The 22,482-nt window shown below is 72.9% G+C and carries 22 protein-coding genes; 11 read left to right on the forward strand and 11 right to left on the reverse strand.

The window, feature by feature from the left end; genetic code table 11:
• Positions 1–26: 26 nt before the first annotated feature.
• Both ACZ4VL_RS11410 and ACZ4VL_RS11415 read right to left on the reverse strand, forming a co-directional pair.
• Positions 27–737: a response regulator transcription factor gene (locus ACZ4VL_RS11410; protein WP_468198507.1), complete on the reverse strand. Its 711-nt coding sequence runs from the start codon at positions 735–737 to the stop codon at positions 27–29.
• Between the two features lie 52 nt (positions 738–789).
• A complete protein-coding gene (locus ACZ4VL_RS11415) occupies positions 790–1,992 on the reverse strand; it encodes a sensor histidine kinase (protein ID WP_468198509.1) in 1,203 nt (400 codons plus the stop codon).
• A gap of 107 nt (positions 1,993–2,099) precedes the next feature.
• Between ACZ4VL_RS11415 and ACZ4VL_RS11420 the strand changes: the two genes are divergently transcribed.
• Positions 2,100–3,071, forward strand: coding sequence for an SAM-dependent methyltransferase (locus ACZ4VL_RS11420; protein ID WP_468198511.1), 972 nt, complete (start codon positions 2,100–2,102; stop codon positions 3,069–3,071).
• 55 nt (positions 3,072–3,126) lie between these two features.
• Here the strand turns inward: ACZ4VL_RS11420 and ACZ4VL_RS11425 are convergent, their stop codons facing one another.
• Both ACZ4VL_RS11425 and ACZ4VL_RS11430 read right to left on the reverse strand, forming a co-directional pair.
• Positions 3,127–4,677 carry a M28 family metallopeptidase gene (locus tag ACZ4VL_RS11425; protein ID WP_468198513.1) on the reverse strand — a complete coding sequence of 517 codons (1,551 nt, stop codon included), beginning with the start codon at positions 4,675–4,677 and terminating at the stop codon, positions 3,127–3,129.
• A gap of 174 nt (positions 4,678–4,851) precedes the next feature.
• Positions 4,852–5,973, reverse strand: a complete 1,122-nt coding sequence (locus ACZ4VL_RS11430) for a DUF5937 family protein (RefSeq protein ID WP_468198516.1) — start codon at positions 5,971–5,973, stop codon at positions 4,852–4,854.
• Between the two features lie 179 nt (positions 5,974–6,152).
• Between ACZ4VL_RS11430 and ACZ4VL_RS11435 the strand changes: the two genes are divergently transcribed.
• Positions 6,153–6,362 carry a hypothetical protein gene (locus ACZ4VL_RS11435; protein WP_468198518.1) on the forward strand — a complete coding sequence of 70 codons (210 nt, stop codon included), beginning with the start codon at positions 6,153–6,155 and terminating at the stop codon, positions 6,360–6,362.
• A gap of 36 nt (positions 6,363–6,398) precedes the next feature.
• On the opposite strand, the gene ACZ4VL_RS11440 is transcribed toward ACZ4VL_RS11435, so the two are convergent.
• Genes ACZ4VL_RS11440 through ACZ4VL_RS11460 form a run of 5 tightly spaced genes read right to left on the reverse strand, consistent with a single transcriptional unit; the run spans position 6,399 to position 11,921 of the window.
• The gene (locus ACZ4VL_RS11440; RefSeq protein WP_468198521.1) at positions 6,399–7,208 is read right to left on the reverse strand and encodes a type III pantothenate kinase; all 810 of its coding nucleotides are present in this window, start codon (positions 7,206–7,208) and stop codon (positions 6,399–6,401) included.
• Positions 7,209–7,211: 3 nt separating this feature from the next.
• The gene (gene nadC / locus ACZ4VL_RS11445) at positions 7,212–8,192 is read right to left on the reverse strand and encodes a carboxylating nicotinate-nucleotide diphosphorylase (RefSeq protein ID WP_404242233.1); all 981 of its coding nucleotides are present in this window, start codon (positions 8,190–8,192) and stop codon (positions 7,212–7,214) included.
• Positions 8,189–9,922, reverse strand: coding sequence for an L-aspartate oxidase (locus ACZ4VL_RS11450; RefSeq protein ID WP_468198523.1), 1,734 nt, complete (start codon positions 9,920–9,922; stop codon positions 8,189–8,191). Before ACZ4VL_RS11450 ends, nadC begins: the two co-directional genes overlap by 4 nt.
• Positions 9,919–10,935 carry a pantoate--beta-alanine ligase gene (gene panC, locus ACZ4VL_RS11455; protein ID WP_468198526.1) on the reverse strand — a complete coding sequence of 339 codons (1,017 nt, stop codon included), beginning with the start codon at positions 10,933–10,935 and terminating at the stop codon, positions 9,919–9,921. Before panC ends, ACZ4VL_RS11450 begins: the two co-directional genes overlap by 4 nt.
• The gene (locus ACZ4VL_RS11460; protein WP_468198528.1) at positions 10,932–11,921 is read right to left on the reverse strand and encodes a Rossmann-like and DUF2520 domain-containing protein; all 990 of its coding nucleotides are present in this window, start codon (positions 11,919–11,921) and stop codon (positions 10,932–10,934) included. The genes panC and ACZ4VL_RS11460 overlap by 4 nt, the downstream gene beginning before the upstream one ends.
• A 97-nt stretch (positions 11,922–12,018) precedes the next feature.
• On the opposite strand from ACZ4VL_RS11460, the gene ACZ4VL_RS11465 reads away from it, so the two are divergent.
• From ACZ4VL_RS11465 to ACZ4VL_RS11495, 7 genes are all read left to right on the forward strand, one after another.
• Positions 12,019–13,134 carry a threonine aldolase family protein gene (locus ACZ4VL_RS11465; protein WP_468198530.1) on the forward strand — a complete coding sequence of 372 codons (1,116 nt, stop codon included), beginning with the start codon at positions 12,019–12,021 and terminating at the stop codon, positions 13,132–13,134.
• A gap of 208 nt (positions 13,135–13,342) precedes the next feature.
• Positions 13,343–13,528, forward strand: coding sequence for a DUF397 domain-containing protein (locus ACZ4VL_RS11470; RefSeq protein ID WP_468198532.1), 186 nt, complete (start codon positions 13,343–13,345; stop codon positions 13,526–13,528).
• A 114-nt stretch (positions 13,529–13,642) separates the two neighbouring features.
• Complete coding sequence (locus ACZ4VL_RS11475; protein ID WP_468198593.1) at positions 13,643–14,293, forward strand: hypothetical protein; 651 nt, start codon at positions 13,643–13,645, stop codon at positions 14,291–14,293.
• A gap of 13 nt (positions 14,294–14,306) precedes the next feature.
• Positions 14,307–14,480 (forward strand): hypothetical protein, encoded by a 174-nt coding sequence (locus tag ACZ4VL_RS11480; RefSeq protein ID WP_361096653.1) that lies wholly within the window; start codon positions 14,307–14,309, stop codon positions 14,478–14,480.
• A 108-nt stretch (positions 14,481–14,588) separates the two neighbouring features.
• Positions 14,589–15,158, forward strand: a complete 570-nt coding sequence (locus tag ACZ4VL_RS11485) for a BlaI/MecI/CopY family transcriptional regulator (protein ID WP_468198535.1) — start codon at positions 14,589–14,591, stop codon at positions 15,156–15,158.
• Positions 15,159–15,167: 9 nt separating this feature from the next.
• Complete coding sequence (locus ACZ4VL_RS11490) at positions 15,168–15,698, forward strand: amino-acid N-acetyltransferase (protein WP_468198537.1); 531 nt, start codon at positions 15,168–15,170, stop codon at positions 15,696–15,698.
• A gap of 164 nt (positions 15,699–15,862) precedes the next feature.
• A complete protein-coding gene (locus ACZ4VL_RS11495; protein ID WP_468198539.1) occupies positions 15,863–16,201 on the forward strand; it encodes a histone-like nucleoid-structuring protein Lsr2 in 339 nt (112 codons plus the stop codon).
• Here the strand turns inward: ACZ4VL_RS11495 and ACZ4VL_RS11500 are convergent.
• Complete coding sequence (locus ACZ4VL_RS11500) at positions 16,180–16,761, reverse strand: SCO3374 family protein (RefSeq protein ID WP_468198541.1); 582 nt, start codon at positions 16,759–16,761, stop codon at positions 16,180–16,182. The two genes, ACZ4VL_RS11495 and ACZ4VL_RS11500, sit on opposite strands and share 22 nt — an antisense overlap.
• 449 nt (positions 16,762–17,210) lie before the next feature.
• Here ACZ4VL_RS11500 and ACZ4VL_RS11505 point away from each other — a divergent pair, with 449 nt between their 5' ends.
• Together ACZ4VL_RS11505 and ACZ4VL_RS11510 are read left to right on the forward strand one after the other, a co-directional pair.
• The gene (locus ACZ4VL_RS11505) at positions 17,211–19,733 is read left to right on the forward strand and encodes an ATP-dependent Clp protease ATP-binding subunit (RefSeq protein WP_468198544.1); all 2,523 of its coding nucleotides are present in this window, start codon (positions 17,211–17,213) and stop codon (positions 19,731–19,733) included.
• Positions 19,734–20,319: 586 nt separating this feature from the next.
• Positions 20,320–20,907, forward strand: a complete 588-nt coding sequence (locus tag ACZ4VL_RS11510; RefSeq protein ID WP_468198596.1) for a M23 family metallopeptidase — start codon at positions 20,320–20,322, stop codon at positions 20,905–20,907.
• A 103-nt stretch (positions 20,908–21,010) separates the two neighbouring features.
• On the opposite strand, the gene ACZ4VL_RS11515 is transcribed toward ACZ4VL_RS11510, so the two are convergent.
• Positions 21,011–22,369 (reverse strand): LamG-like jellyroll fold domain-containing protein, encoded by a 1,359-nt coding sequence (locus tag ACZ4VL_RS11515; protein ID WP_468198546.1) that lies wholly within the window; start codon positions 22,367–22,369, stop codon positions 21,011–21,013.
• Positions 22,370–22,482 lie beyond the last annotated feature (113 nt).

Genomic DNA, 22,482 nt, shown 5'->3' on the forward strand with positions numbered 1-22,482 from the left:
CGGCCGGGGCCGCCGGGCCGGGGCGCCTACGCGGGCGCGGCCCCGCCGCCCGCCCGGACCAGCCCGGACTCGTACGCGAGGACGACGACCTGCACCCGGTCGCGGAGGCTGAGCTTGGTCAGGATGCGGCCCACGTGCGTCTTGACGGTGGCCTCCGACAGCACCAGCCGGCCCGCGATCTCACCGTTCGACAGCCCCTGCGCCACCAGCAGCATGACCTCCCGCTCGCGCTCGGTCAGCCGCTCGATCTCCTTGTTCTGCGGCTCCTTGGCGCCGGTCGGCAGCATGGGCGCGAACCGGTCCAGCAGCCGCCGGGTCGTCGAGGGGGCCACGACGGCGTCGCCGCTGTGCACGGAGCGGATCGCGGCCAGCAGCTCGGACGGCGGGACGTCCTTGAGCATGAAGCCGCTCGCGCCCGCCTTGAGCCCGGAGAAGGCGTACTCGTCCAGGTCGAAGGTGGTCAGGATGATCACCTTGGGGTGTTCGGGGCGTTCGCAGATCCGGCGGGTGGCCTCGACCCCGTCCAGCCGGGGCATCCGGACGTCCATCAGCACCACGTCCACCTTCGTGGACCGCAGCACCTCCAGCGCCTCCAGGCCGTCGCCGGCCTCGGCGACCACCTCCATGTCCGGCTGGGCGGCGAGCACCATGCGGAAGCCCGTGCGCAGCAGCACCTGGTCGTCGACGAGCATGACCCTTACGGAGTTCGCCGGCGTGGGCGCGTCAGAGGCAGTCATACGGCGAGCATACGCAGCGGTCTGGTCCGCCGGACCGGTGGCGGGGGGCACGTCAGCCCTTCTTCAGCGGGAGCAGCGCACTGATCCGGAAGCCGCCGCCGGGGCGCGGGCCCGCGTCCAGGGTGCCGCCGACCATGCCGACCCGCTCGCGCATGCCGATCATGCCGTGGCCGGCGCCGTCGGCGCCGCCGTCCTCGTACAGCTCGTGGGCCGCGCCGCGGCCGTCGTCCTCGACGAGCAGGCCGAGCCCGTCGTCGAAGTAGACCAGCCGGACGCTCGCCCTGGCGTCGGGGCCGCCGTGCTTGCGCGTGTTCGTCAGTGCCTCCTGCACGATCCGGTACGCGGTCAGCTCGACGCCGCTGGGCAGCTTGCGCGGGGCGCCCTCGACCTCGAAGTCCACCACGAGGCCGGCCGCCCGCACCTGCTCGACGAGGACCTCGATCTGCTCCACGTCCGGCTGCGGCACGTAGTCCTCGGCCTCCTGCGGCTCCCCGGTGCGCAGCACGCCGAGCAGGCGGCGCATCTCCGCCAGTGCCTGGCGTCCGGTGCCGGAGATGGTCTGCAGGGCCTCCTTGGCCTGGTCCGGCGCCACGTCCATGACGTACGCCGCGCCGTCCGCCTGCACCACCATCACCGACACGTTGTGCGCGACGACGTCGTGCAGCTCGCGGGCGATCCGGGCGCGCTCGGCGGCGACGGCCACCTTGGCCTGGGCCTCGCGCTCCTTCTCCAACCGCTGGTTCCGCTCGACGAGCTGGGCGTAGTAGGCGCGGCGGGTGCGCAGGGAGTCGCCGAGCACCCAGGCGAGGGCGAACGGGACCATGGCGAACAGGACGAACAGGACGTTGTTGGTGGTGTCGCCCTTGTCGACGGGGAAGCGCAGCGCGTACAGCGGGGAGGCGGCCAGCCCGATGCCGAGCGCGGCGCGCGACAGGGTGCGCGGGAGCTCGGCCGAGGCGGCCACGGTGTACAGGACGACCAGCATGGCGAAGTCCGCGGTGTGCGACTCGGTGCCGGCCAGCAGCTGGTAGGCGCCGGTGCCGACGGCCAGCCAGAACATCTGCCGCGTCCACCTGCGGCGCAGGGCGACGACGACGCCCATCGCGAGCACCGAGGGGACGGCGAGGAGCTTGGCCGCGGTGTCGTAGGAGCCCTTGTCGGCGACCTCCAGCAGGGCGATCCCGCACAGGAGGACAGCCCAGAAGGTGTCGACGCCCGTCGGGTGTCTGCGGAGGAAGTCGTAGAGGCGCTGCACGTAACCCAGCGTAGGCAAAGAAGATAGGTGCTGGAGTCAACCACAGGTGCGATCCGCGATCCGGGGGCGTACTCCGCAAGGTGGAGGCCGCGCTTAGCCTGTGGGGGATGAGCACTCAGGGCGGAACCAGGGGTCCGGTCGGCTGGCGCGCGGCGACGGAGGCCGCGCTGTACGGGCCCGGCGGCTTCTACGTGCGCCCCGGCGGCCCGGGCCCCGCCGGGCACTTCCGCACCTCCGTGCACGCCTCGCCGCTGTACGCGGGGGCCGTGGCCCGGCTGCTGTGCCGGGTGGACGAGCAGCTCGGCGCCCCGGAGGGGCTGGACCTGGTCGACGTCGGGGCCGGGCGCGGGGAGCTGCTGGCCGGGGTGCTCGCCGCACTGCCGGACCGGGTGGCCGCGCGGGTGCGCCCGTACGCGGTGGAGAAGGCGGAGCGGCCGCCGGGCCTGGACCCGCGGATCCGCTGGGCATCCGAGCCGCCGGCGGGGGCCACGGGGCTGCTGTTCGCCAACGAGTGGCTGGACAACGTCCCCCTGGACGTCGCGCAGGACGGGCACTACGTGCTGGTCGCGCCGGACGGCACCGAGAGCCCGGGCGCCGCGCTGGACGAAGCCGACCGGGCCTGGCTGGAGCGGTGGTGGCCGGGTCCGGGCCGGGCCGAGATCGGGCGGCCGCGGGACGAGGCCTGGGCGGCGGCCGTCGCCACCCTGGACCGGGGGCTGGCGGTGGCCGTGGACTACGCCCACACCCGCGGGACGCGGCCGGCGTACGGCACGCTGACCGGCTTCCGGGAGGGCCGCGAGGTGGCCCCGGTCCCGGACGGAAGCTGCGACGTCACCGCGCACGTGGCCCTGGACGCCTGCGCGGGGCCGGGCGCGGTGCTGCTGACCCAGCGGGAGGCGCTGGCCGCGCTCGGCGTCTCGGGCGCCCGGCCCCCGCTCGCCCTGGCCTCCTCGGACCCGGTGGGCTACGTCCGGGCCCTCGCCGCGGCGGGGGAGGCGGCCGAGCTCACCGCGCGCGGCGGGCTGGGCGACTTCGGCTGGCTGGTGCAGCCGGTCGGCGTGGCCGCCTGGCCTCACTGACCCGTGCCGGAGGGGCCGGCAGGGCCGGCCCCTCCGCTTCGCCCGCGGGCGACCGCTACTCGGTCACCTCACTGCCGTGGCCCGCGTGCAGGCCGCCGCTGCCCGAGCCGCCGCCGGTCGGCTGCGAGACCACCGGCTTCGACAGCGGTGCCAGGTCGTGGGCGTAGTGGCCCACCGCGTTGGCGATGACGTCCACGTTGATGTCGAGCGCCTTCTGGTCGATGTTCGACAGGTCGTCGCCCTTGGCGTGGTAGTTCGGGTCGTAGGCCTTGCCGGCCTCCCCGCCGAACTTCGCCGCCTGCGCCGCGGTCTTGATGCCCTCGGCGCCGGTGAAGGTGCCGCCGGCCGGGATGCCCGCCTCGATGAACGGCCCGTAGTCCGAGCGGCCGTCGAAGTCGGTGCCCTCGTGCGGGATGCCCTTCGCGTCGAGGAAGTCGGTGATCCCCCGCTCCAGCTGGGCGGAGCCCTCCGGACCCGGACCGGCGCCGACGCCGTCGGAGTTGTCGCCGTCGTAGACGAAGTAGGCCGGGTTCGGCGAGGCGATCATGTCGAAGTTCAGGTACAGCTTGATCTGCTTCTTCTGCGCCTCGGTCAGACCGCCGACGTACGCCTCGGAGCCGAGCAGGCCGAACTCCTCGGCCGACCACCAGGCGAACCGCACCTTGTTCTTGACCTTCTTCTGGTCGCCCGCGAGGCGCTGCGCGACCTGGAGGATGCCGGCCGAGCCCGAGCCGTTGTCGTTGATGCCGGGCCCGCCCGCCACCGAGTCGAGGTGCGCGCCGAGGAAGACGGTGTTGTTCTCGTCGCCGCCCTGCGTCTCCGCGATGACGTTGAACGTCTTGCGCTGCTCGCGCAGTTCGCGGATGTCCAGGGTGACCTCGACCGGGCCGGCCGCGGCGTCGGCGACGAGCCGCTGGCCCTCGGCCTGGGTGATGCCGCCGGTCGGGATCTTGCCGACGTTCGGGTCGCCGAGGGTGCCGTTGAGGGCGCCGTCGGTGTTGTTGTAGATGACCGCTCCGACGGCGCCGGCCGCGGCCGCGTTGGTCTGCTTGGTGGCGAAGGTGCAGCCACCGCGCTTGATCAGGGCGATCTTGCCGGTGAAGGTGCCCGCGGCGAAGTCGCCCGGCTCGCAGCCGTTGGTGCCGTCGGCGTCGACGGGCGCCGCGGCGACCTGTGCGGTGACCCCGGACTCGGGGCCGCTCGCGGTGTACGTCATCAGGTGGATCGGCACGTCACGGCCGTTCGCCCCGTTGACCTTCAGGGTCTCGGCGATGGTCTCGACGTAGGTGAAGTCGAACTCGTTGCGCGAGACCTTGTAACCGGCGTTCTTCAGCACCGCTTCGACGTACTGGGCGGACTGCACGTGGCCCTTGGAGCCGGCCACGCGGGTGCCGTTGTTGTAGTCGGAGATGGACTGAAGGACCTTCAGGTGGTTGTAGGCGCCTTTGCCGGTGGAGTCCTTGACCAGTTTCCTGGCCAGTGCGTCCGCCCGGGCCGCGTCGCTCTGCGGGCTGGTGGCGCCGGCCGGGCCGGCCAGCAGCAACGGCGAGACGACGGCTGCGACGGCCAGGGCGGCGGTTGCTGCGGCTATACGGCGTGAGGGCATGAAGGTCCTTCCACGACAGGTGCGAGCAGACAGACGGATGGCAATGCGCGGTACGTGGGGGGAGTGGTGGACGCACGTTATAGACGAGCGGGGTGATCTGGCCAGAGTTTTCACTGATTCCGGTTTGTGAATTCCGTATATCGGTGGTTCTGCGCAGCAAGGATCCGGCCACCGCTAGCGCAGGACGCCCTCGATGAAGTCGGGTCCGATCCGGGCAACGACCCCCAGATCCAACTGGTGCTGGGCATACCGTCCCTGACGGCGCGTATGGAGCAGTCCCGCCTTCTTCAGCGCGGACAGGTGCCGCGACACCTCCGGCGGGGTGATCCCGTGCACGGTCGCCAACTCGCTCGTCGTGTACGGCGCGCGGGCCAGGCTCCGGCACAGCATCATCCGCATCGGGTGGGCCAGTGCCTCCATCCGCCGCTGGAGCAGCTGCACCGAACCGGGGGACGGCAGTTCGGGGTTGCGCACCGGGTAGTGGACCACCGGCCGCCAGCCGGGGGCGTGCAGCACGAGCAGGTGCGGCCAGCCGAAGTGCGTCGGGACGAGGACGAGGCCGGCGCCTATCTCGGGATCGGTCGCGGTGGCCGTGCCGTGGACCATCTTGTCGACGGTGATGGTGGTGCGGGCCTCGTCGACGCTCAGGGCGGCCGAGACCTCCTTCAGCGCTGCGGCCAGTCCCCTGCGGCGCAGCACCTCGGTCTTGTGCCGGGCGTCCGCGGTCTGCTCGGGCTCGATCCGCCGCCAGGTCTCGTCGAAGAAGGCCTCGTGGCAGTCCTCCATGAGCCGGCGCATCCACACCCGTACGGCCGCGGTGTCGTCCAGCAGCCGCCGCGAGAACTCCAGCCGGCCGGGGCCGCGGGCGGCGGCCGTCTCCAACACCTTGGCCCGGGCGCGGGCGTCGGTCAGCGGGGAGGGCCCGCCGCCCTCGTTGTACAGCGCCAGCCAGCAGTGCTCCAGGGCGGCCATCACGAACCGCTCGTCGTCCAGCTCGTCGAGCACGTCGAGCTCCTCGACCAGGGTCGCGGCGGGCCGCCCGGTGCCGCCGGGGACGCCGGCGAAGGCCATGAAGATGTCGGCGAAGGAGCTCCGCCACATGAAGTCGCCCTCCAGCAGCCGGTCCGCGAGGCAGGGGTCGAGCCCGGCGGCGGTGGCGGCGGTCCAGGAGGCGAGCCCGGGGTGGTGGGCGGGCTGGGAGAGCGCGTGCAGGGTCATGCAGAGTTCGGCGAGCGGCGAGGGGGCGAAGGCGATGTGCTCGTCGGGGAGCCCGGCGATGTCGATGGTGACGCTCATCGGGCCATTCTGGCCTCCGCCGGGCCCGATCCGGCCGCGCCGCGGCCACCGGCGCGGCGCGCGGTCGGCGACTGTCCCCCGGAGGACGGCGGACCGGGCTGCACTGCTGGTCAGGGCGTCGATTGACCAGCAGCGTCAATCGACGAGCGGCCTGCCGCCCCAGGGCTCAGGGTGGAGGTATGACAGCGATCGAGCAGTACCTCATCGACACGTACCGGGCGTCCCAGCAGGGCGCCCCCATGCCCCCGCCGCCGGGCCGCGACGACGTCGCCGTGGTGCGGGCGGCCCGGGACTACGAACAGTTCCGGGCCGTACTGGACGGCCGAGCGGCACACCACCCGTGGCGGGCCGCCGTCCGTCGCCTGCTGAGCCGCCCCCGGCCCTGCTGACCGCAGGGCCGGGCGGGCGGTCGGCCGGTCGCCGGCTCAGGAGAAGTTCGGCGCGTTGCGCTCGTAGACCAGGCGCAGCCCGATCAGCGTCAGCCACGGCTCGTGGTCGTCGATCACCGAGGACTCGCCGAGCACCATCGGCGCCAGCCCGCCCGTGGCGATGACCCGGACGTCGGCGGGATCGCCGTGCGGGCCCGCGAGCTCCCGGGCCATGCGGGTGACGACCCCGTCGACCTGGCCCGCGAAGCCGTACACCACGCCCGACTGCATCGCCTCGACCGTGGACTTGCCGATCACGTGCCGCGGCCGGGCCAGCTCGATCTTGCGGAGCTGGGCCCCGCGCACGCCCAGGGCCTCCATGGAGATCTCTATGCCCGGGGCGATCACCCCGCCCACGTACTCGCCCTTCGCGGACACCGCGTCGAAGGTGGTCGCCGTACCGAAGTCGACCACGATCGCCGGCCCCCCGTAGAGCTCGACGGCCGCGACCGCGTTGATGATGCGGTCCGCGCCGACCTCCTTCGGGTTGTCCATGAGGATCGGCACGCCCGTCTTGATGCCGGGCTCGACGAGCACCGCAGGGACGTCGCCGTAGTAGCGGCGGGTCACCTCGCGGAGCTCGTGCAGCACCGACGGGACCGTCGAGCAGATCGCGATGCCGTGGATGCCGTCGCCCAGCTCGCTGCCGAGCATCGGGTGCGTGCCCATCAGGCCCTGCATCAGGACGGCCATCTCGTCGGCCGTGCGGCGCGGGTCGGTGGAGATGCGCCAGTGCTCGACGATCTCGTCACCGTCGAACAGGCCCAGCACGGTGTGGGTGTTGCCGACGTCGATGGTGAGCAGCACCGGTTACACCGCCTCGCGCAGGTCGAGCCCGATGTCCAGGATGGGCGAGGAGTGCGTCAGCGCGCCCACGGCCAGGAAGTCCACGCCCGTCTCGGCGTACGCCCGCGCGTTCTCCAGGGTCAGCCGGCCGGAGGACTCCAGGATCGCCCGGCCCTTGTTGTGCCCCTTGTTCAGGATCACCGCCTCCTCGGTCTCCATCGGCGTGAAGTTGTCGAGGAGGATCAGGTCGGCCCCGGCGTCCATGACCTCGCGCGCCTGGTGCAGGGTGTCCACCTCGACCTCGATGGGCACCTCCGGGAACGCCTCGCGCACGGCCTTGAACGCCTCCGCGACCCCGCCGGCGGCGACCACGTGGTTGTCCTTGACCAGCGCCGCGTCCGACAGGGACATGCGGTGGTTCACGCCCCCGCCGCAGCGCACCGCGTACTTCTCCAGGGAGCGCAGGCCCGGCGTGGTCTTGCGGGTGTCGCGGACCTTCGCCCCGGTGCCCTCCAGGAGGTCCGCCCAGCGGCGGGTGGCCGTGGCGATGCCCGACAGCCGGCACAGGATGTTCAGCGCGCTGCGCTCGGCGGTCAGCAGGTCCCGGGTCAGGGCCCGCACCGACAGCAGCACGTCGCCCTTCTTCACGGTGTCGCCGTCCTCGGCGTGCCGCTCGACCTCGAAGGCCTCGGTGCACGCGACGGAGAAGACCGCCTCGACGACGCGCAGCCCGGCCACGACGCCGTCCTCGCGGGCGACGAAGTCGGCCACGGCCTCGGCGTCCTCGGGCACGGTCGCGACGGTGGTGACGTCCACGCCGCCGTCGAGGTCCTCGGCCAGCGCCATGTGGGCGATGTCCTCGACCTCGACGGGGTCGAGGCCCGCCTCGGCCAGCAGCCCGGCGAGCGCCGGGTCCAGGCCGCTCTCCTCGCCGTCGCCGCAGCCGCAGTCGTCGCCGCAGCCGCCTTCGTTCTGCTCGATCAGGGGGAGTTCGGGGGTGCTCACGATGCCTGCTCCTGGCTCGGGGGGTGCTGTACGGACGGGAGGTCCGCGGAGTCGGTGGGGGTGACGACCAGGGCCCGCTTCTCGGTGCGGGACAGCTGGACGACGAGGTGGCGGCGCCAGACGGCGTCGTCGCGCTCGGGGAAGTCCTCGCGCCAGTGGCAGCCGCGGGTCTCCTCGCGCCGCAGGGCGGCGGCGACCAACACCCGGGCCACGCACAACAGGTTCGTGGCCTCCCACGTCTCGGTGCCCGGCACGGCCGTCTTGCCGTTGGTCTCCAGGGCGGTGAGCGCGGTGGCGTACAGGTCCTCCAGGGCGGCGGCCGCCGCCCGCAGGGACTCCGCGGAGCGGAGCACGCCCGCGCCCTCCGTCATGATGCGCTGGACCTCGTACCGGGCCTCGGCGGGCTGCAGCGGGCCGGTCGAGGGGACCGGTATGCCCGGGCCGCTGCCCGCCGGGGCGCTCGCCACGATGTCCTCGGCGATCCGCTCGGCGAAGACCAGCCCCTCCAGCAGGGAGTTGGAGGCCAGCCGGTTCGCGCCGTGCACGCCGGTGCAGGCGACCTCGCCGCACGCGTACAGGCCGGGCACGGTGGTGCGGCCGTGCAGGTCGGTGCGGACGCCGCCGGAGGCGTAGTGCGCGGCGGGCGAGACCGGGATCGGCTGCGTCACCGGGTCGATGCCGTGGGCCCGGCAGGCGGCCAGGATGGTCGGGAAGCGCTGCTCCCACATCGCGGCGCCGAAGTGCCGGGCGTCCAGGTACATGTGCTGCGCGCCCTGCTCCTGCATGCGGCGCGTGATGCCCTTGGCGACGATGTCGCGCGGGGCGAGCTCGGCCAGCTCGTGCGCGCCGACCATGAAGCGGACGCCGTCCGCGTCGACCAGGTGGGCGCCCTCGCCGCGGACCGCCTCCGACACCAGCGGCTGCTGGCCCTCGGCGTCCGGGCCGAGGAACAGGACGGTGGGGTGGAACTGGACGAACTCCAGGTCGGAGACCTCGGCCCCGGCGCGCAGCGCGAGGGCCACGCCGTCGCCGGTGGACACCGACGGGTTGGTCGTCGCGGAGAACACCTGGCCCATGCCGCCGGTCGCGAGGATCACGGCGGGCGCGTGGACGGCGCCGACCCCGTCGTGCTGGCCCTCGCCCATGACGTGCAGGGTGACGCCGGCCGTGCGGCCCTCGGCGTCCTGGAGCAGGTCCAGGACCAGCGCGTTCTCGACGGTCTCGATGCCGGCCGCGTGCACGGCCTCGACCAGGGCGCGGGAGATCTCCGCGCCGGTGGCGTCGCCGCCCGCGTGCGCGATCCGGCGCCGGTGGTGGCCGCCCTCGCGGGTCAGCTCGATCTCGCCGGTCTCGGCGGAGGTGTCGAAGACGGCACCGGCGGCGATCAGCCGGCGCACCGCGTCGGGCCCCTCGGTGACCAGGAGCCGGACGGCCTCCTCGTCGCACAGGCCGGCGCCCGCGACCAGGGTGTCGTCCAGGTGCTGCTCGGGGGTGTCGCCCTCGCCGAGCGCGGCGGCGATCCCGCCCTGCGCCCAGCGGGTGGAGCCGTCGTCGAGCCGGGCCTTGGTGACCACGACGGTGCGGCGGCCCGCGGCGGCGCAGCGCAGCGCGGCCGTCAGGCCCGCCACGCCCGAGCCGACGACCACGACGTCGGCCTCGACGGCCCAGCCGGGCGCGGGAGCGTGCAGCCGTATGCCGGTACCGGCGGGGCCTGTGCCTGGGGTGCTCACGAGTGTGCTCCGAACTCCAATGGGATGTTGTCGATCAGCCGGGTCGTGCCGACCTTCGCGGCGACGGCCAGCACGGCCCGCCCGGTGAAGTCGGGTCCGACGTCGCTGAAGTCCTGCGGGTCCACCAGGGCCAGGTAGTCCAGGACCAGCGGCGGCTCGTGCCGCACCGCCTCGTCCAGGACGTGCCGGGCCGCGGCCCGTACGGCGTCCGGCAGCCCGGTGCCCGCCGCGGCGGCCGCGGACGACACGGCGTGCGCGTCGGCCGAGGCCCGGATCTCGCCCAGCCGGGCCAGGGCCGTGGCGCGTTCGTCGCTGGCGGGGGCCGCCTCGGCGCGGGCCCGCAGCGCGGCCTGCGCGGCGAGCCGGTCGCGGCCCGCGAACAGGGCGCGGGACAGGGCCAGGGCGGTGCGCCGCTCGGGGCCGGACAGGTAGCGGTTGCGGGAGGACAGCGCGAGCCCGTCCTCCTCGCGGACGGTCGGTACGCCGACCACCTCGACGGGGAAGTTCAGGTCGGTCACCATCCGCCGGATCAGGGCCAGCTGCTGGGCGTCCTTCTGGCCGAACAGGGCCAGGTCGGGGCGGGTGAGATGGAGCAGCTTGGCGACGACGGTCAGCATGCCGTCGAAGTGCCCGGGCCGGGTCGCACCCTCCAGGCGGGTGCCCATCGGGCCGGCGGTGATCCGCACCTGCGGGTCCCCGCCGGGGTAGACCTCGTCGACGGCCGGGGCGAACACGGCGTCGGCACCCGCCCCGCGGGCCAGCGCCAGGTCGGCGTCGAGGGTCCGCGGGTAGCGGTCGAGGTCCTCGTTCGCCCCGAACTGCAGCGGGTTGACGAAGACCGTGACGACGACCTGGCCGCCGGGCCCGGCCAGCTCCCGCGCCGACCGGATCAGGGTGGCGTGCCCCTCGTGGAGGGCGCCCATCGTCATGACGACCGCGCGCGGCCCGGAGCCGGTGCGCGGGAGCTCCGCGAGCTTCTCCGCGGTGTCGATCAGCAGCAGGTCGTGGCTCACCGGCCGTCGCCCCCTTCGGGTCCCTCGGTGCCGTTCAGGTCGTGCCCGCCGCGGCCGCCGTCGGCGCCGGCGACGGCGCCGTCCGCGAGGACCCCCAGCAGGTCCTCGGCCAGCTCGGGCTTGAGCAGACCGTGCGCCAGGGCCCGGTCCGCGGTCGTCCGGGCCATCGCCAGGTACCCGGTGAGCGTCCCCGGGGCGTGCCGGCGCAGCTCCGCCACGTGCGCGGCGACGGTGCCCGCGTCGCCGCGGGCCACCGGCCCGGTCAGCGCGGCGTCCCCCGAGCGCAGGGCGTTGTCCAGGGCCGCGCCCAGCAGCGGGCCGAGCATCCGGTCGGGGTGCTCCACGCCGGACTTGGCCAGCAGCTCCATGGCCTGGGCGACCAGCGTGACCAGGTGGTTCGCGCCGAGGGCGAGGGCGGCGTGGTAGAGCGGGCGGTTCGCCTCGGCGATCCACTCGGGCTCCCCGCCCATCTCGATGACCAGGGCCTCGGCCGCGAGCCGCAGCTCGTCGGGGGCGGTGACCCCGAAGGAGCAGCCGGCGAGCCGCTGCACGTCGACCTCGGTGCCGGTGAACGTCATCGCGGGGTGCAGGGCCAGCGGCAGCGCGCCCGCCCGGCGGGCCGGGTCCAGGACGGCGGCCCCGTACCGCCCCGAGGTGTGCACGAGCAGCTGCCCGGGCCGTACCGCACCGGTGTCGGCGAGGCCCTGCACGAGGCCCGGCAGGGCGTCGTCGGGCACGGTCAGCAGCACCAGGTCGGCCAGCTCCAGCACCTGCGCGGGCGGGACGAGCGGTACGTCGGGCAGCATCCGCTCGGCGCGGCGGCGGGAGGCGTCCGAGACGCCGGAGACGGCGACCGGGCGGTGCCCCGCCTGCTGGAGGGCGCGGGCCAGGGCCGGGCCGACCCGGCCCGCCCCGACGACGCCGACGGTCAACCGGGCAGGTCGGGCGGACGGATCCCGGGGTTCCGTCTGATGGGGTGCGTTCACGCGGGGTGGGCCTTCCGTTCCAGTCCGCGGGGGTACCGGACGATACGCCGCCATGCTAGCCCCTGGGCGCCAGGGGCGATCGGCGATGATCTGGGCCATGACCGATGACACGGAGCGGGTGAACCGGCTGGTCGCGGCGGGCCGCGCGGCCCACCGCAAGCTCTCGGACGGCGCCCGCGAGACGACAGTCGGCGAACTGCTCGCGGAGCTGGCCGCGCCCGACCCCGACGAGCCCGCCGACGTGTACGGCGACGGCGTCGTGGCCCGGCTGGAGGAGCGGGTCGCCGAGCTCCTCGGCATGGAGGAGGCCGCCTTCTTCCCGTCGGGCACCATGGCCCAGCAGATCGCCCTGCGCTGCTGGGCGGGCCGCACCGGCAACCCGGTGGTCGCCCTGCACCCGATGAGCCACCCCGAGCTGTGGGAGGGCGGCGCACTGTCCCTGGTCTCGGGGCTGCGCACGGTCCACCCCACGCGGGAGCTCCGCCAGCCCACCGCCGAGGAGGTCGCCGACCTCGCCGAGCCCTTCGGCACGCTGGTGCTGGAGCTCCCGCTGCGCGACGCCGGCTTCCTGCTGCCGACCTGGGAGGAGCTGGAGGACCTCGTCGGCGCGGCCCGGGAGCGGGAGGCCGTCGTCCACTTCGACGGGGCCCGGCTGTGGGAGGCCACCACCCACCTCGGCCGGAGCCTGCCGGAGATCGCGGCCCTGGCCGACTCGGTGTACGTCTCCTTCTACAAGTCGCTGGGCGGGCTGAGCGGAGCGGCGCTCGCGGGCCCGGCCGCGCTGGTCGCCGAGGCGAAGGCGTGGCGCCACCGGTACGGCGGCCAGGTCTTCCGCCAGTTCCCGCAGGCCCTGTCGGCGCTGGCGGGGCTGGAGCGGGAGCTGCCGCGGCTGCCCGCGTACGTCGCCCACGCGCGCGTGGTGGCGCAGGGGCTGCGGGACGGCTTCCGGACGGCCGGGACCCCCTGGTTCCGGATCCACCCGGAGGTGCCGCACACCCACCAGTTCCAGGTCTGGCTGCCGTACCCGGCGGACCGGCTCACGGACGCCGGGATCCGGCTGGCGGAGGAGACCGGCACCGTGCTGTTCCGTGGCTGGCAGCCGGCGCCCGTGCCGGGCCTGGCGGTCACCGAGGTGACCGTCGGCGGGCCCGGCCTGGCCTGGACCGGCCCGAACACCGCCGAGGCCGTCGCCGCCTTCCTGGCCCGCCTGTGACCCCCGGGCCCCGGGCCGGGGGCCCCGTCCCCGGCCGGCCCCGGGGCCGGGGAGCCTCCGGCGCGGCTCCACGCTCCCGCGAGCCGCGGGTGCGGGATGCCGGCCCGCGCGACGCACCGAATTCGGCTGAAGTGGCCGACCAGGGGCCCCTGCGGGGTTACCGTCCCACCAGGGGAGCACCAGCCCGTCCATACGGAGGAGAGACACCATGACCGCTGACCCCGCGTGGCAGAAGTCCTCGTACTGCGGAGAGGGGGAGGCCTGCGTCTACGTGCTCGCCACCCCCGGACACCTGGTCCGCGTGGCCGACCGCGCCGACCCGGCGCACCTCGTCCTGGCCACCACGCAGGCCGCCTGGGCCGACTTCCTGGACGCAGTGAAGGAGACCGGCTGACCGCCGCCGGTCCACGCCCGCAGCCGCCGCGCCGGAATCACGGCGATCAGGGGATTTTGTCCGATTAGCGCGTATCTTCGGCTCATGCCCACGCCCTACGGATCCCGCGGCGGCATGGCGTTCAGCGCCGCCGAGCTGCGCGTGCTCAGGCGCACCCTCGCCCATGCCCTCCAGTCCTCCACGGCCCCCCTGACGGCACCCGAGGTGCAGGACTGCCTGCGCCTCGCCCAGTCGGTGGACGAAGCGGTCCAGGAGGCGGGCCGGCTCAGAGCGTTCCTCCTCGCCGACCTCGCGCGCTACCGCGGCGCCCTGCCCGGCAGCCTCTCCGGCTACCTGGAACTGCTCCAGGACGCCCTGGCCGCCGGCTACGAGCCCGCACCCGACGACCTCGCCGCCCTGCGCGCCCTGCGCGCCAACCCGGTCGCGGCGGCACTGCTGGAGCGCGCCCAGGCCGTCGCGGAGCGCTCGCTGCGGCGGCGGCTGCCGGCCGCCCCTGCGCCCCGGACCCGGCTGCTGGCCCTGGCCGGCGGCCGGGACGCCGCGGAGCCGGGCGGATCCCGCGGCGGCGGCCGGGATGCCGGCCGCCGCGAGGGCGGCGGCCGGGACTCCGGGGGCGGCACCAAGGAGCCGCCCCGCCCCCAGCCGGCCCCGCAGGAGCCGCCGCGCCCCGAGCGGCCCGAGCGGCCCGTGCCGACCCCCGGCGAGGTGTTCCCGCCGCGCCGCAAGCCCACCCCGCCCCCGGCGGCCGGGCGGGCGGCCGGGTAGCTACGCTGGGGCCATGGACTACGTTTCCGCGCTCGTTCCCCCTGTCGTGATGGCCGCGTTCTTCATCGCCCTCGTCGTGACGATCGTGAAGAGCCAGGGCGGTGCCAACAAGGCCAAGGAGGACGCCGCCGTCGACGCCGCGCTCTCCCGCGCCGAAGCCGCGCAGCAGGCCCAGCCCCGCCCGTAGGGGCGGGCGTTCCGGGCGTACGGCCTCCGGGCCCTACGCCCGGTTTTTGTTGCCCGGTGTCGCGTGAATAGCCGGGCAATTCCCCACATTCCGCACTATCGTGCTGGTGTGCCTCGCCCCTTGGGAGAACTCGAAGACGCGGTCATGACGCGGGTGTGGCAGTGGAACCGCCCGGTCACCGTACGTGAAGTGCTGGAAGACCTCCAGCAGGAACGGTCCATCGCGTACACCACGGTGATGACCGTTATGGACAATCTCCATCAGAAGGGCTGGGTCCGCCGGGAAGCCGAAGGCCGGGCCTATCGATATACGGCGGTCTCCACCCGCGCCGCCTACTCGGCCGCACTCATGAACGAAGCCTGGTCTACGAGCGACAGCCCGGCGGCCGCCCTGGTGGCCTTCTTCGGCATGATGTCCCCGGAACAGCGCGAGGCGCTCCGCGACGCCATCCGCATCGTCCAGCACGACGAGGAATCGGCCGCCGACCAGGCCCCCGTCCCCGCACCGGGGCCGGCCCCCGAGGCCCCGGAGGCTCCCGCCGGGCCCGCACCGCGGGGCCCCGGCCCCGCCCCCGAAACCGCCCCCGAAACCGCCCCCGGGGCGGCCCCCGAGCCCCCCGGGGCGGTCCCCGGGTCCGAAGGGGACTCCGCCGGAGACCGCCCCGGCCCGGGGCGATAGCGTCCGGTCATGTCCGAGATTTCCGCTGCCCCAGCAAATACGGTGACCATCCGCCGTGCCCGTACCGGCGATGTTCGCGCGCTGCGCCGCCTGCTCGACCAGTACGTGCAGGAGCGGATCCTCCTCGACAAAGCCCCGGTCACCCTTTACGAGGACATCCAGGAGTTCTGGGTCGCGGAACGCGTCTCGGACGGCCGGGTGGTGGGTTGCGGCGCACTCCACGTGATGTGGGAAGACCTCGCCGAAGTGCGCACTCTCGCCGTCGACCGCGAGTTGAAGGGGGCGGGAGTCGGCCATCGACTGCTCGCGCAGTTGTTGGAGACCGCCCGCGCGGTGGGGGTCCGCCGGGTTTTCTGCCTCACCTTCGAAGTGGACTTCTTCGCGGGGCACGGCTTCGTCGAGATCGGCGAGACACCGGTCGAGACCGATGTGTACATGGAGCTCCTCCGTTCCTATGACGAGGGGGTCGCCGAGTTCCTCGGTCTCGAACGAGTGAAGCCCAACACCTTGGGCAACAGCCGGATGCTTCTGCACCTCTGAACGATCACGGCGGCTTTTCCCGGGCTCCGCGCACCTGTGGCCTATGTCCGAATCGCGCACGTTTCCCTCCTCGCTGCGGTCCTGAACCTCTCCCGGGGGGTTTGTGTTTTCCAGGCAAAAGCGGTTTCCTTTCCGCGTACTGCTTTTCGATGAAAGGAAATCCGGTGGCACAGAAGGTTCAGGTCCTTCTTGTCGACGACCTCGACGGTGGCGAGGCGGACGAGACCGTGACGTTCGCTCTGGATGGCAAGACCTACGAGATCGACCTCACCACCGCCAACGCGGAAAAGCTCCGTGGTCTGCTCGAGCCGTACACCAAGGGCGGTCGCCGCACCGGCGGCCGTGCCGCCGCGGGCCGCGCCAAGGGCCGGGCCGCAGCGAGCTCCGGCAACCCGGACACCGCCGAGATCCGTGCCTGGGCCAAGGCCCAGGGGATGAACGTCAACGACCGCGGTCGGGTCCCGGCGGACATCCGCGAGGCCTACGAGAACGCCAAGGGCTGATCCCGTACCGGCGTACGCCGCCGCAGCCGTGCCCGGTGGCACTCCGTCGCCGCCGCGGCGACCAGGCGTACGAGATCCGGCCCGGCAGCACCCTGCCGGAGGCCGACGCCGCCCTGCCCAGGACCGGGCAGGGCCGGCAGCAGTGCCTCACACCCCTGCTCGGGGGGTCGCAGCCACACGGCGGCCCCCCGGGGACTTCCCCCCGCGGCCCGTCCCGGGGGAACCGGAGCCGTGATCCGGCCGCCGGTGCCCAGGGCCGTGAGGTCGAGGGCGACCCCGCCCCACTCCAGCCAGTCCAGCAGCCCCGGCAGCTCCTCCGCGGCGCCCGCCGCGACGAGGAACCGCATCCTGCGCCCCATGAGGGCGACCGGCCCGGTGGCCACGGGGCGGCGCAGCAGCTCCGCCCCCGCGTCGGACGGCAGCTCCAGCACGTCGAACCGGGTCCCGGTGACCAGCTGGGCGGGCGGCCCGCCCGCGACGGTCCAGCCGAGCACCTCCTCGTACCAGGACGCGCAGTCGTCGTCCGGAGCAGTGCGGGGCGGTGGAACGGTGAAGGCCATGACAGGGCAACTCCGCACCGCTTCCGCGAGTTACGCTGTGCGCTCCGATCAATGCGGAACGTAAAGCTCCAGGGGGTGGAGTCCCACATTCGGGACCCAATCGTGTTCGCCCGTAGCGGAGGGACCCTGTGCCGAGGGCATGGACTGTCACTGCTTACGGGTAAGACATTCCTAGTGGATCGGGGCGACACGCTGATTTGAGCGGGTTCCGTTCGCCATCGGCGTACACGTGTGACGGGTATCTGCCTGGCCTGCGGGAACATCGTCTCGCACCATCGGGTTGGAGCAGTTGTCGGCTGTTGAAGCCGGTTTTCCCCACTGACGTGGGGGTGATCGCGGACGGATGTCGGCAGTTGGAATGAGCTGTCCCGCCCCGCGGGACTAGCATGCGGAAGGACAGGGCGGGGACCGACCCCGAACTGCCCGACCGCTCTGAGGAGCGATAAACGATGTTCGAGAGGTTCACCGACCGCGCGCGGCGGGTTGTCGTCCTGGCTCAGGAAGAAGCCCGGATGCTCAACCACAACTACATCGGCACCGAGCACATCCTCCTGGGTCTGATCCACGAGGGTGAGGGTGTCGCCGCTAAGGCCCTGGAGAGCCTCGGGATTTCGCTCGAGGCTGTTCGCCAGCAGGTTGAGGAGATCATCGGTCAGGGCCAGCAGGCCCCGTCCGGCCACATCCCCTTCACCCCGCGGGCGAAGAAGGTCCTGGAGCTCTCGCTCCGAGAGGCCCTCCAGCTCGGCCACAACTACATCGGCACCGAGCACATCCTGCTGGGCCTGATCCGCGAGGGCGAGGGCGTCGCCGCCCAGGTCCTGGTCAAGCTGGGCGCCGATCTCAACAGGGTCCGGCAGCAGGTCATCCAGCTGCTCTCCGGCTACTCCGGCGGGGGCAAGGAGTCGGCCACGGCAGGCGGCCCGGCCGAGGGCACCCCCTCGACCTCGCTCGTCCTGGACCAGTTCGGCCGCAACCTCACCCAGGCGGCCCGCGAGTCCAAGCTCGACCCGGTCATCGGGCGCGAGAAGGAGATCGAGCGGGTCATGCAGGTGCTGTCCCGCCGTACCAAGAACAACCCGGTGCTCATCGGCGAGCCCGGCGTCGGCAAGACCGCCGTCGTCGAGGGCCTGGCCCAGGCCATCGTCAAGGGCGAGGTGCCCGAGACCCTCAAGGACAAGCACCTCTACACCCTCGACCTGGGCGCGCTCGTCGCCGGTTCCCGCTACCGCGGTGACTTCGAGGAGCGCCTGAAGAAGGTCCTCAAGGAGATCCGCACCCGCGGCGACATCATCCTGTTCATCGACGAGCTCCACACGCTGGTCGGTGCGGGTGCCGCGGAGGGCGCCATCGACGCGGCCTCGATCCTGAAGCCGATGCTGGCCCGCGGTGAGCTGCAGACCATCGGTGCCACCACGCTCGACGAGTACCGCAAGCACCTGGAGAAGGACGCGGCCCTGGAGCGCCGCTTCCAGCCCATCCAGGTCGCCGAGCCCTCGCTGCCGCACACGATCGAGATCCTCAAGGGTCTGCGCGACCGCTACGAGGCACACCACCGCGTCTCCATCACGGACGAGGCCCTCGTCCAGGCGGCCACCCTGGCCGACCGGTACATCTCGGACCGCTTCCTGCCGGACAAGGCGATCGACCTGATCGACGAGGCCGGCTCCCGGATGCGCATCCGCCGGATGACCGCGCCGCCGGACCTCCGCGAGTTCGACGAGAAGATCGCGGCCGTGCGCCGGGACAAGGAGTCGGCGATCGACTCCCAGGACTTCGAGAAGGCGGCCTCCCTCCGCGACAAGGAGAAGCAGCTCCTCTCCGCGAAGGCCAAGCGCGAGAAGGAATGGAAGGCCGGCGACATGGACGTCGTCGCCGAGGTCGACGGCGAGCTCATCGCCGAGGTCCTCGCGACCGCGACCGGCATTCCCGTCTTCAAGCTCACCGAGGAGGAGTCCTCGCGTCTGCTGCGCATGGAGGACGAGCTCCACAAGCGGGTCATCGGCCAGAAGGACGCCATCAAGGCGCTCTCCCAGGCGATCCGCCGTACCCGTGCGGGTCTGAAGGACCCGAAGCGCCCGGGTGGCTCGTTCATCTTCGCCGGCCCTTCCGGTGTCGGTAAGACCGAGCTCTCCAAGACGCTCGCCGAATTCCTCTTCGGTGACGAGGACGCGCTGATCTCCCTCGACATGTCGGAGTTCAGCGAGAAGCACACGGTTTCCCGCCTCTTCGGTTCACCCCCCGGCTACGTGGGCTACGAAGAGGGCGGCCAGCTCACCGAGAAGGTGCGCCGCAAGCCGTTCTCCGTCGTCCTCTTCGACGAGGTCGAGAAGGCCCACCCGGATATCTTCAATTCCCTTCTCCAGATCCTGGAGGACGGTCGACTGACCGACTCCCAGGGCCGGGTCGTGGACTTCAAGAACACGGTCATCATCATGACGACCAACCTGGGTACCCGGGACATCTCGAAGGGCTTCAACCTGGGCTTTGCCGCGCAGGGCGACGTCAAGACCGGCTACGAGCGCATGAAGGCCAAGGTCAACGAGGAGCTGAAGCAGCACTTCCGCCCCGAGTTCCTGAACCGTGTCGACGACACGGTGGTCTTCCACCAGCTGTCGCAGGAAGACATCATCCAGATCGTCGACCTGATGATCGCCAAGGTGGACGAGCGCCTGAAGGACCGCGACATGGGCATCGAGCTCAGCGGCGAGGCCAAGCTCCTGCTGGCCAAGCGCGGCTACGACCCGATCCTGGGTGCGCGTCCTCTGCGCCGCACGATCCAGCGCGAGATCGAGGACATCCTGTCGGAGAAGATCCTCTTCGGCGAGCTGCGCCCCGGTCACATCGTGGTCGTCGGCACGGAGGGTGAGGGCGAGACCGTCAAGTTCACCTTCCGCGGCGAGGAGAAGTCGGCCCTGCCGGACCTCCCGCCGATCGAGGCCACCGGCTCGGGCCCGGACCTGAGCAAGGGCTGACGGCCCCGCCCGCGCCGCGGGCAGGCCGTCACAGGCCCAAGGGGCGGCCCCGGAACCAACTCGGTTCCGGGGCCGCCCCTTTTGCTGCGCCGCGCGGGAGGACGGCTCCTCGCGGCCGGGGCGTGCGGCGGTGGCGGGGCACCCGTCGTACGGGCCCGTCGTGCGAGCCGGTCGTACGGGCCCGTCGTGCGAGCCGGTCGTACGGGCCCGTCGTGCGAGCCGGTCGTAGGGGCCCGTCGTGCGAGTCCTTCCGGGGTCCGAGGGGTGCGGGGCTTGGGTTCCGGAAGGGCCCGCAGAGGGCCTGGGCCGGTGACAAGCCGCACAGGGCAAAACGGACTTCCTATCATCTTTCGTAGATCCAATGTCCGATTCGTCCCCCATGTCGACCTGCGTTCATCCAGGTGGAGGTCGGTCAAGCGGCTGCGCCACACCCCCCTCCCCTACGAGCCGCGGTAGTAATCGGGACGTTTGGGGATAGGGCGGTGCACGGGTTACCAAGGTTGGGCAAGCCCGGCACTTCGCTGCTCACGGTGCCGGGTCGCTTCTTGCCTGAGTGCCCCTGTTCCCGGCCCCGGAGGTCTTCTACATGTTCGCGAAGCGCATCAGCACCCGTCGTACCCGCCTCGCCATCGGCGCCACCGCTCTCGGTGCGACCCTGGCCCTCGGGGCCGGCGCCACTGCCGCCTTCGCCGCCCAGACCCCCGCCACCCTGCCCGCCGCGCAGACCGCCGCCTCGGCCGCCTCCGCGAAGGCCGGTGCCTGGCAGAAGCCGGTCGCCAGCTACACGCTCTCCGCGACGTTCGGCCTGGGCGGCAACATGTGGTCCCACAAGCACTCCGGCCAGGACTTCGCCGTTCCGGTCGGCACCCCGGTCAAGGCCGTCAGCGCCGGTGTCGTGGTCAAGGCCGGCCCCAACGGTGGCGGCGACGGCCCCGCCTACGGCAACGCCATCGTGGTGAAGCACGGCAACAACACGTACTCCCAGTACGCGCACCTGTCCAAGATCCGGGTTCAGGTCGGCCAGAAGGTCGCCAAGGGCGGCCAGATCGGCCTGTCCGGCAACACCGGCAACTCCAGCGGCCCGCACCTGCACTTCGAGATCCGGACCACCCCGAACTACGGCTCGGCCGTGAACCCGGTCGCCTTCCTCCGCGCCGCCGGCGTCACCCTCTGACGCACCCGGAGCAGCGCACCGGACCTCCCGGAACCACTCACGCCGGAACCGGCCCGCTCAGCGGGCCGGTTCCGGCGTGTTTCCGCATGTTTCCGGGGGCCTGTCAGAACAGCAGCCACGCCCCGGTGGGCTTGGCCTTCGCGTCGACCCGGCCGGCCTTGAGGGTGTCGATCTGGGCCGGTGACAGCAGTCCGTCGTAGGTCTGGATGCTGTCCATGGCGCCGCTCCACGCGGCGGTCCACTTGTCCTCGTGGCGGGCGCGGGCCAGTTGCAGCGGGCCCTGGGCCTGGAAGACGCCGGCGACCGCGCTCTCCCCGGCCTTCTTGCCGTTGACGTACAGGGCGATCTGCTTGCGCTCGGCGTCGTAGGTCGCGGTCAGCTGGGCGAAGGTCTTCTCCATCTTGGAGCTCTCGCCGCTGACGGTGACGACGGTGGACTCGGCGCCCTGGTCGCCGGTCTGCACGCGGAAGACCCAGGCCGGCTTGCCGTTGACCTGGTCCACGCCCAGCTCGAACGAGAACGACTTCTCGTTGCCCTGGCTGACGGCCATCTGACGGCCCTTCGCCGAGCGGCTCCACACCCGCGCGGAGACAGTGAAGCTCTTCGACGTGTCCACGATCCGCTTCTCGGACTCGGCGTACGAGTTCTCGTTGCCCTTGGTGCGGATCTCGAAGCGCTTGTCGATGGGGAAGACCCCGGCGTCGGCGCCCATCTTCAGCGGCGCCTTGCCTGCGCGGTCGCGGATCTGGGTGGGGTCGTCCTTGACGGTCGGGGTGTTGTCGACCGGCGCCTTGCTCTTGGAGCCGCTGGGGGAGGGCGAGGCCGACGCGGAGGCGGAGGCCGAGGGGTCGCCGCCGGCGTTGGTGTTGCCCCCGTCGTCGTCCCCGCCCATCAGCAGGAACGTTCCACCGCCGGCGAGGAGTGCCAGGACGGTCACCCCGCCGCCGATCATCCACAGCTTCTTCTTGTGCCGCTCGGACGCCGTCCGGTCGGCCATCGCCTCCCAGTCGGGCTGCTCGGACTGCAGCGGCGGGAACGGCCCGGGCCCCGGGGCGTCCTGGGCGGGCAGCCCGGCCGGCGGCCACTGGGCGGGCGGGACGGCGGGGTTCTGCTGGAACGGGGCGGGGCCGCCGCCCGGCTGGTACGGGTTCGGGGCCCCCGGGCCCGCGGGGTGCGGAGCGGTCGGCGCCCCGGGTGCGCCCGGGGCTCCCGCCTGCGGGAAGCCGTAGCCGCCGGGCTGTCCGGGCGCGGGCGGCTGAGCGGGCTGTCCGGGCGCCGGCGCTCCGGGTACGGCGGGCGGCGGCCCGAAGGCGCCACCCGGGGCCGGTGCGCCGCCCGGTGCCTGCGGGCCGCCCGGGTAGCCGTAGCCGCCGGGTGCCGGCGGTACCGGCGGGAACCCGTAGCCGTTCCCCGGGGCGGGCTCGGGCTGCGGGGTGCTCGGGGGATTCGTACCGTCGGTCATGCCACGGATGCTAGAACACCGGTCCGCACATACGAACGACCCGGTCCTCCTCGGCATGCCCCTGCCAGACCCGACCTGGCCCGCGGGCCAGGTCGTCTCTTTCGGATCGTGCC

The sequence above is a fragment of the Streptomyces sp. NPDC029014 genome (genome assembly GCF_055564695.1).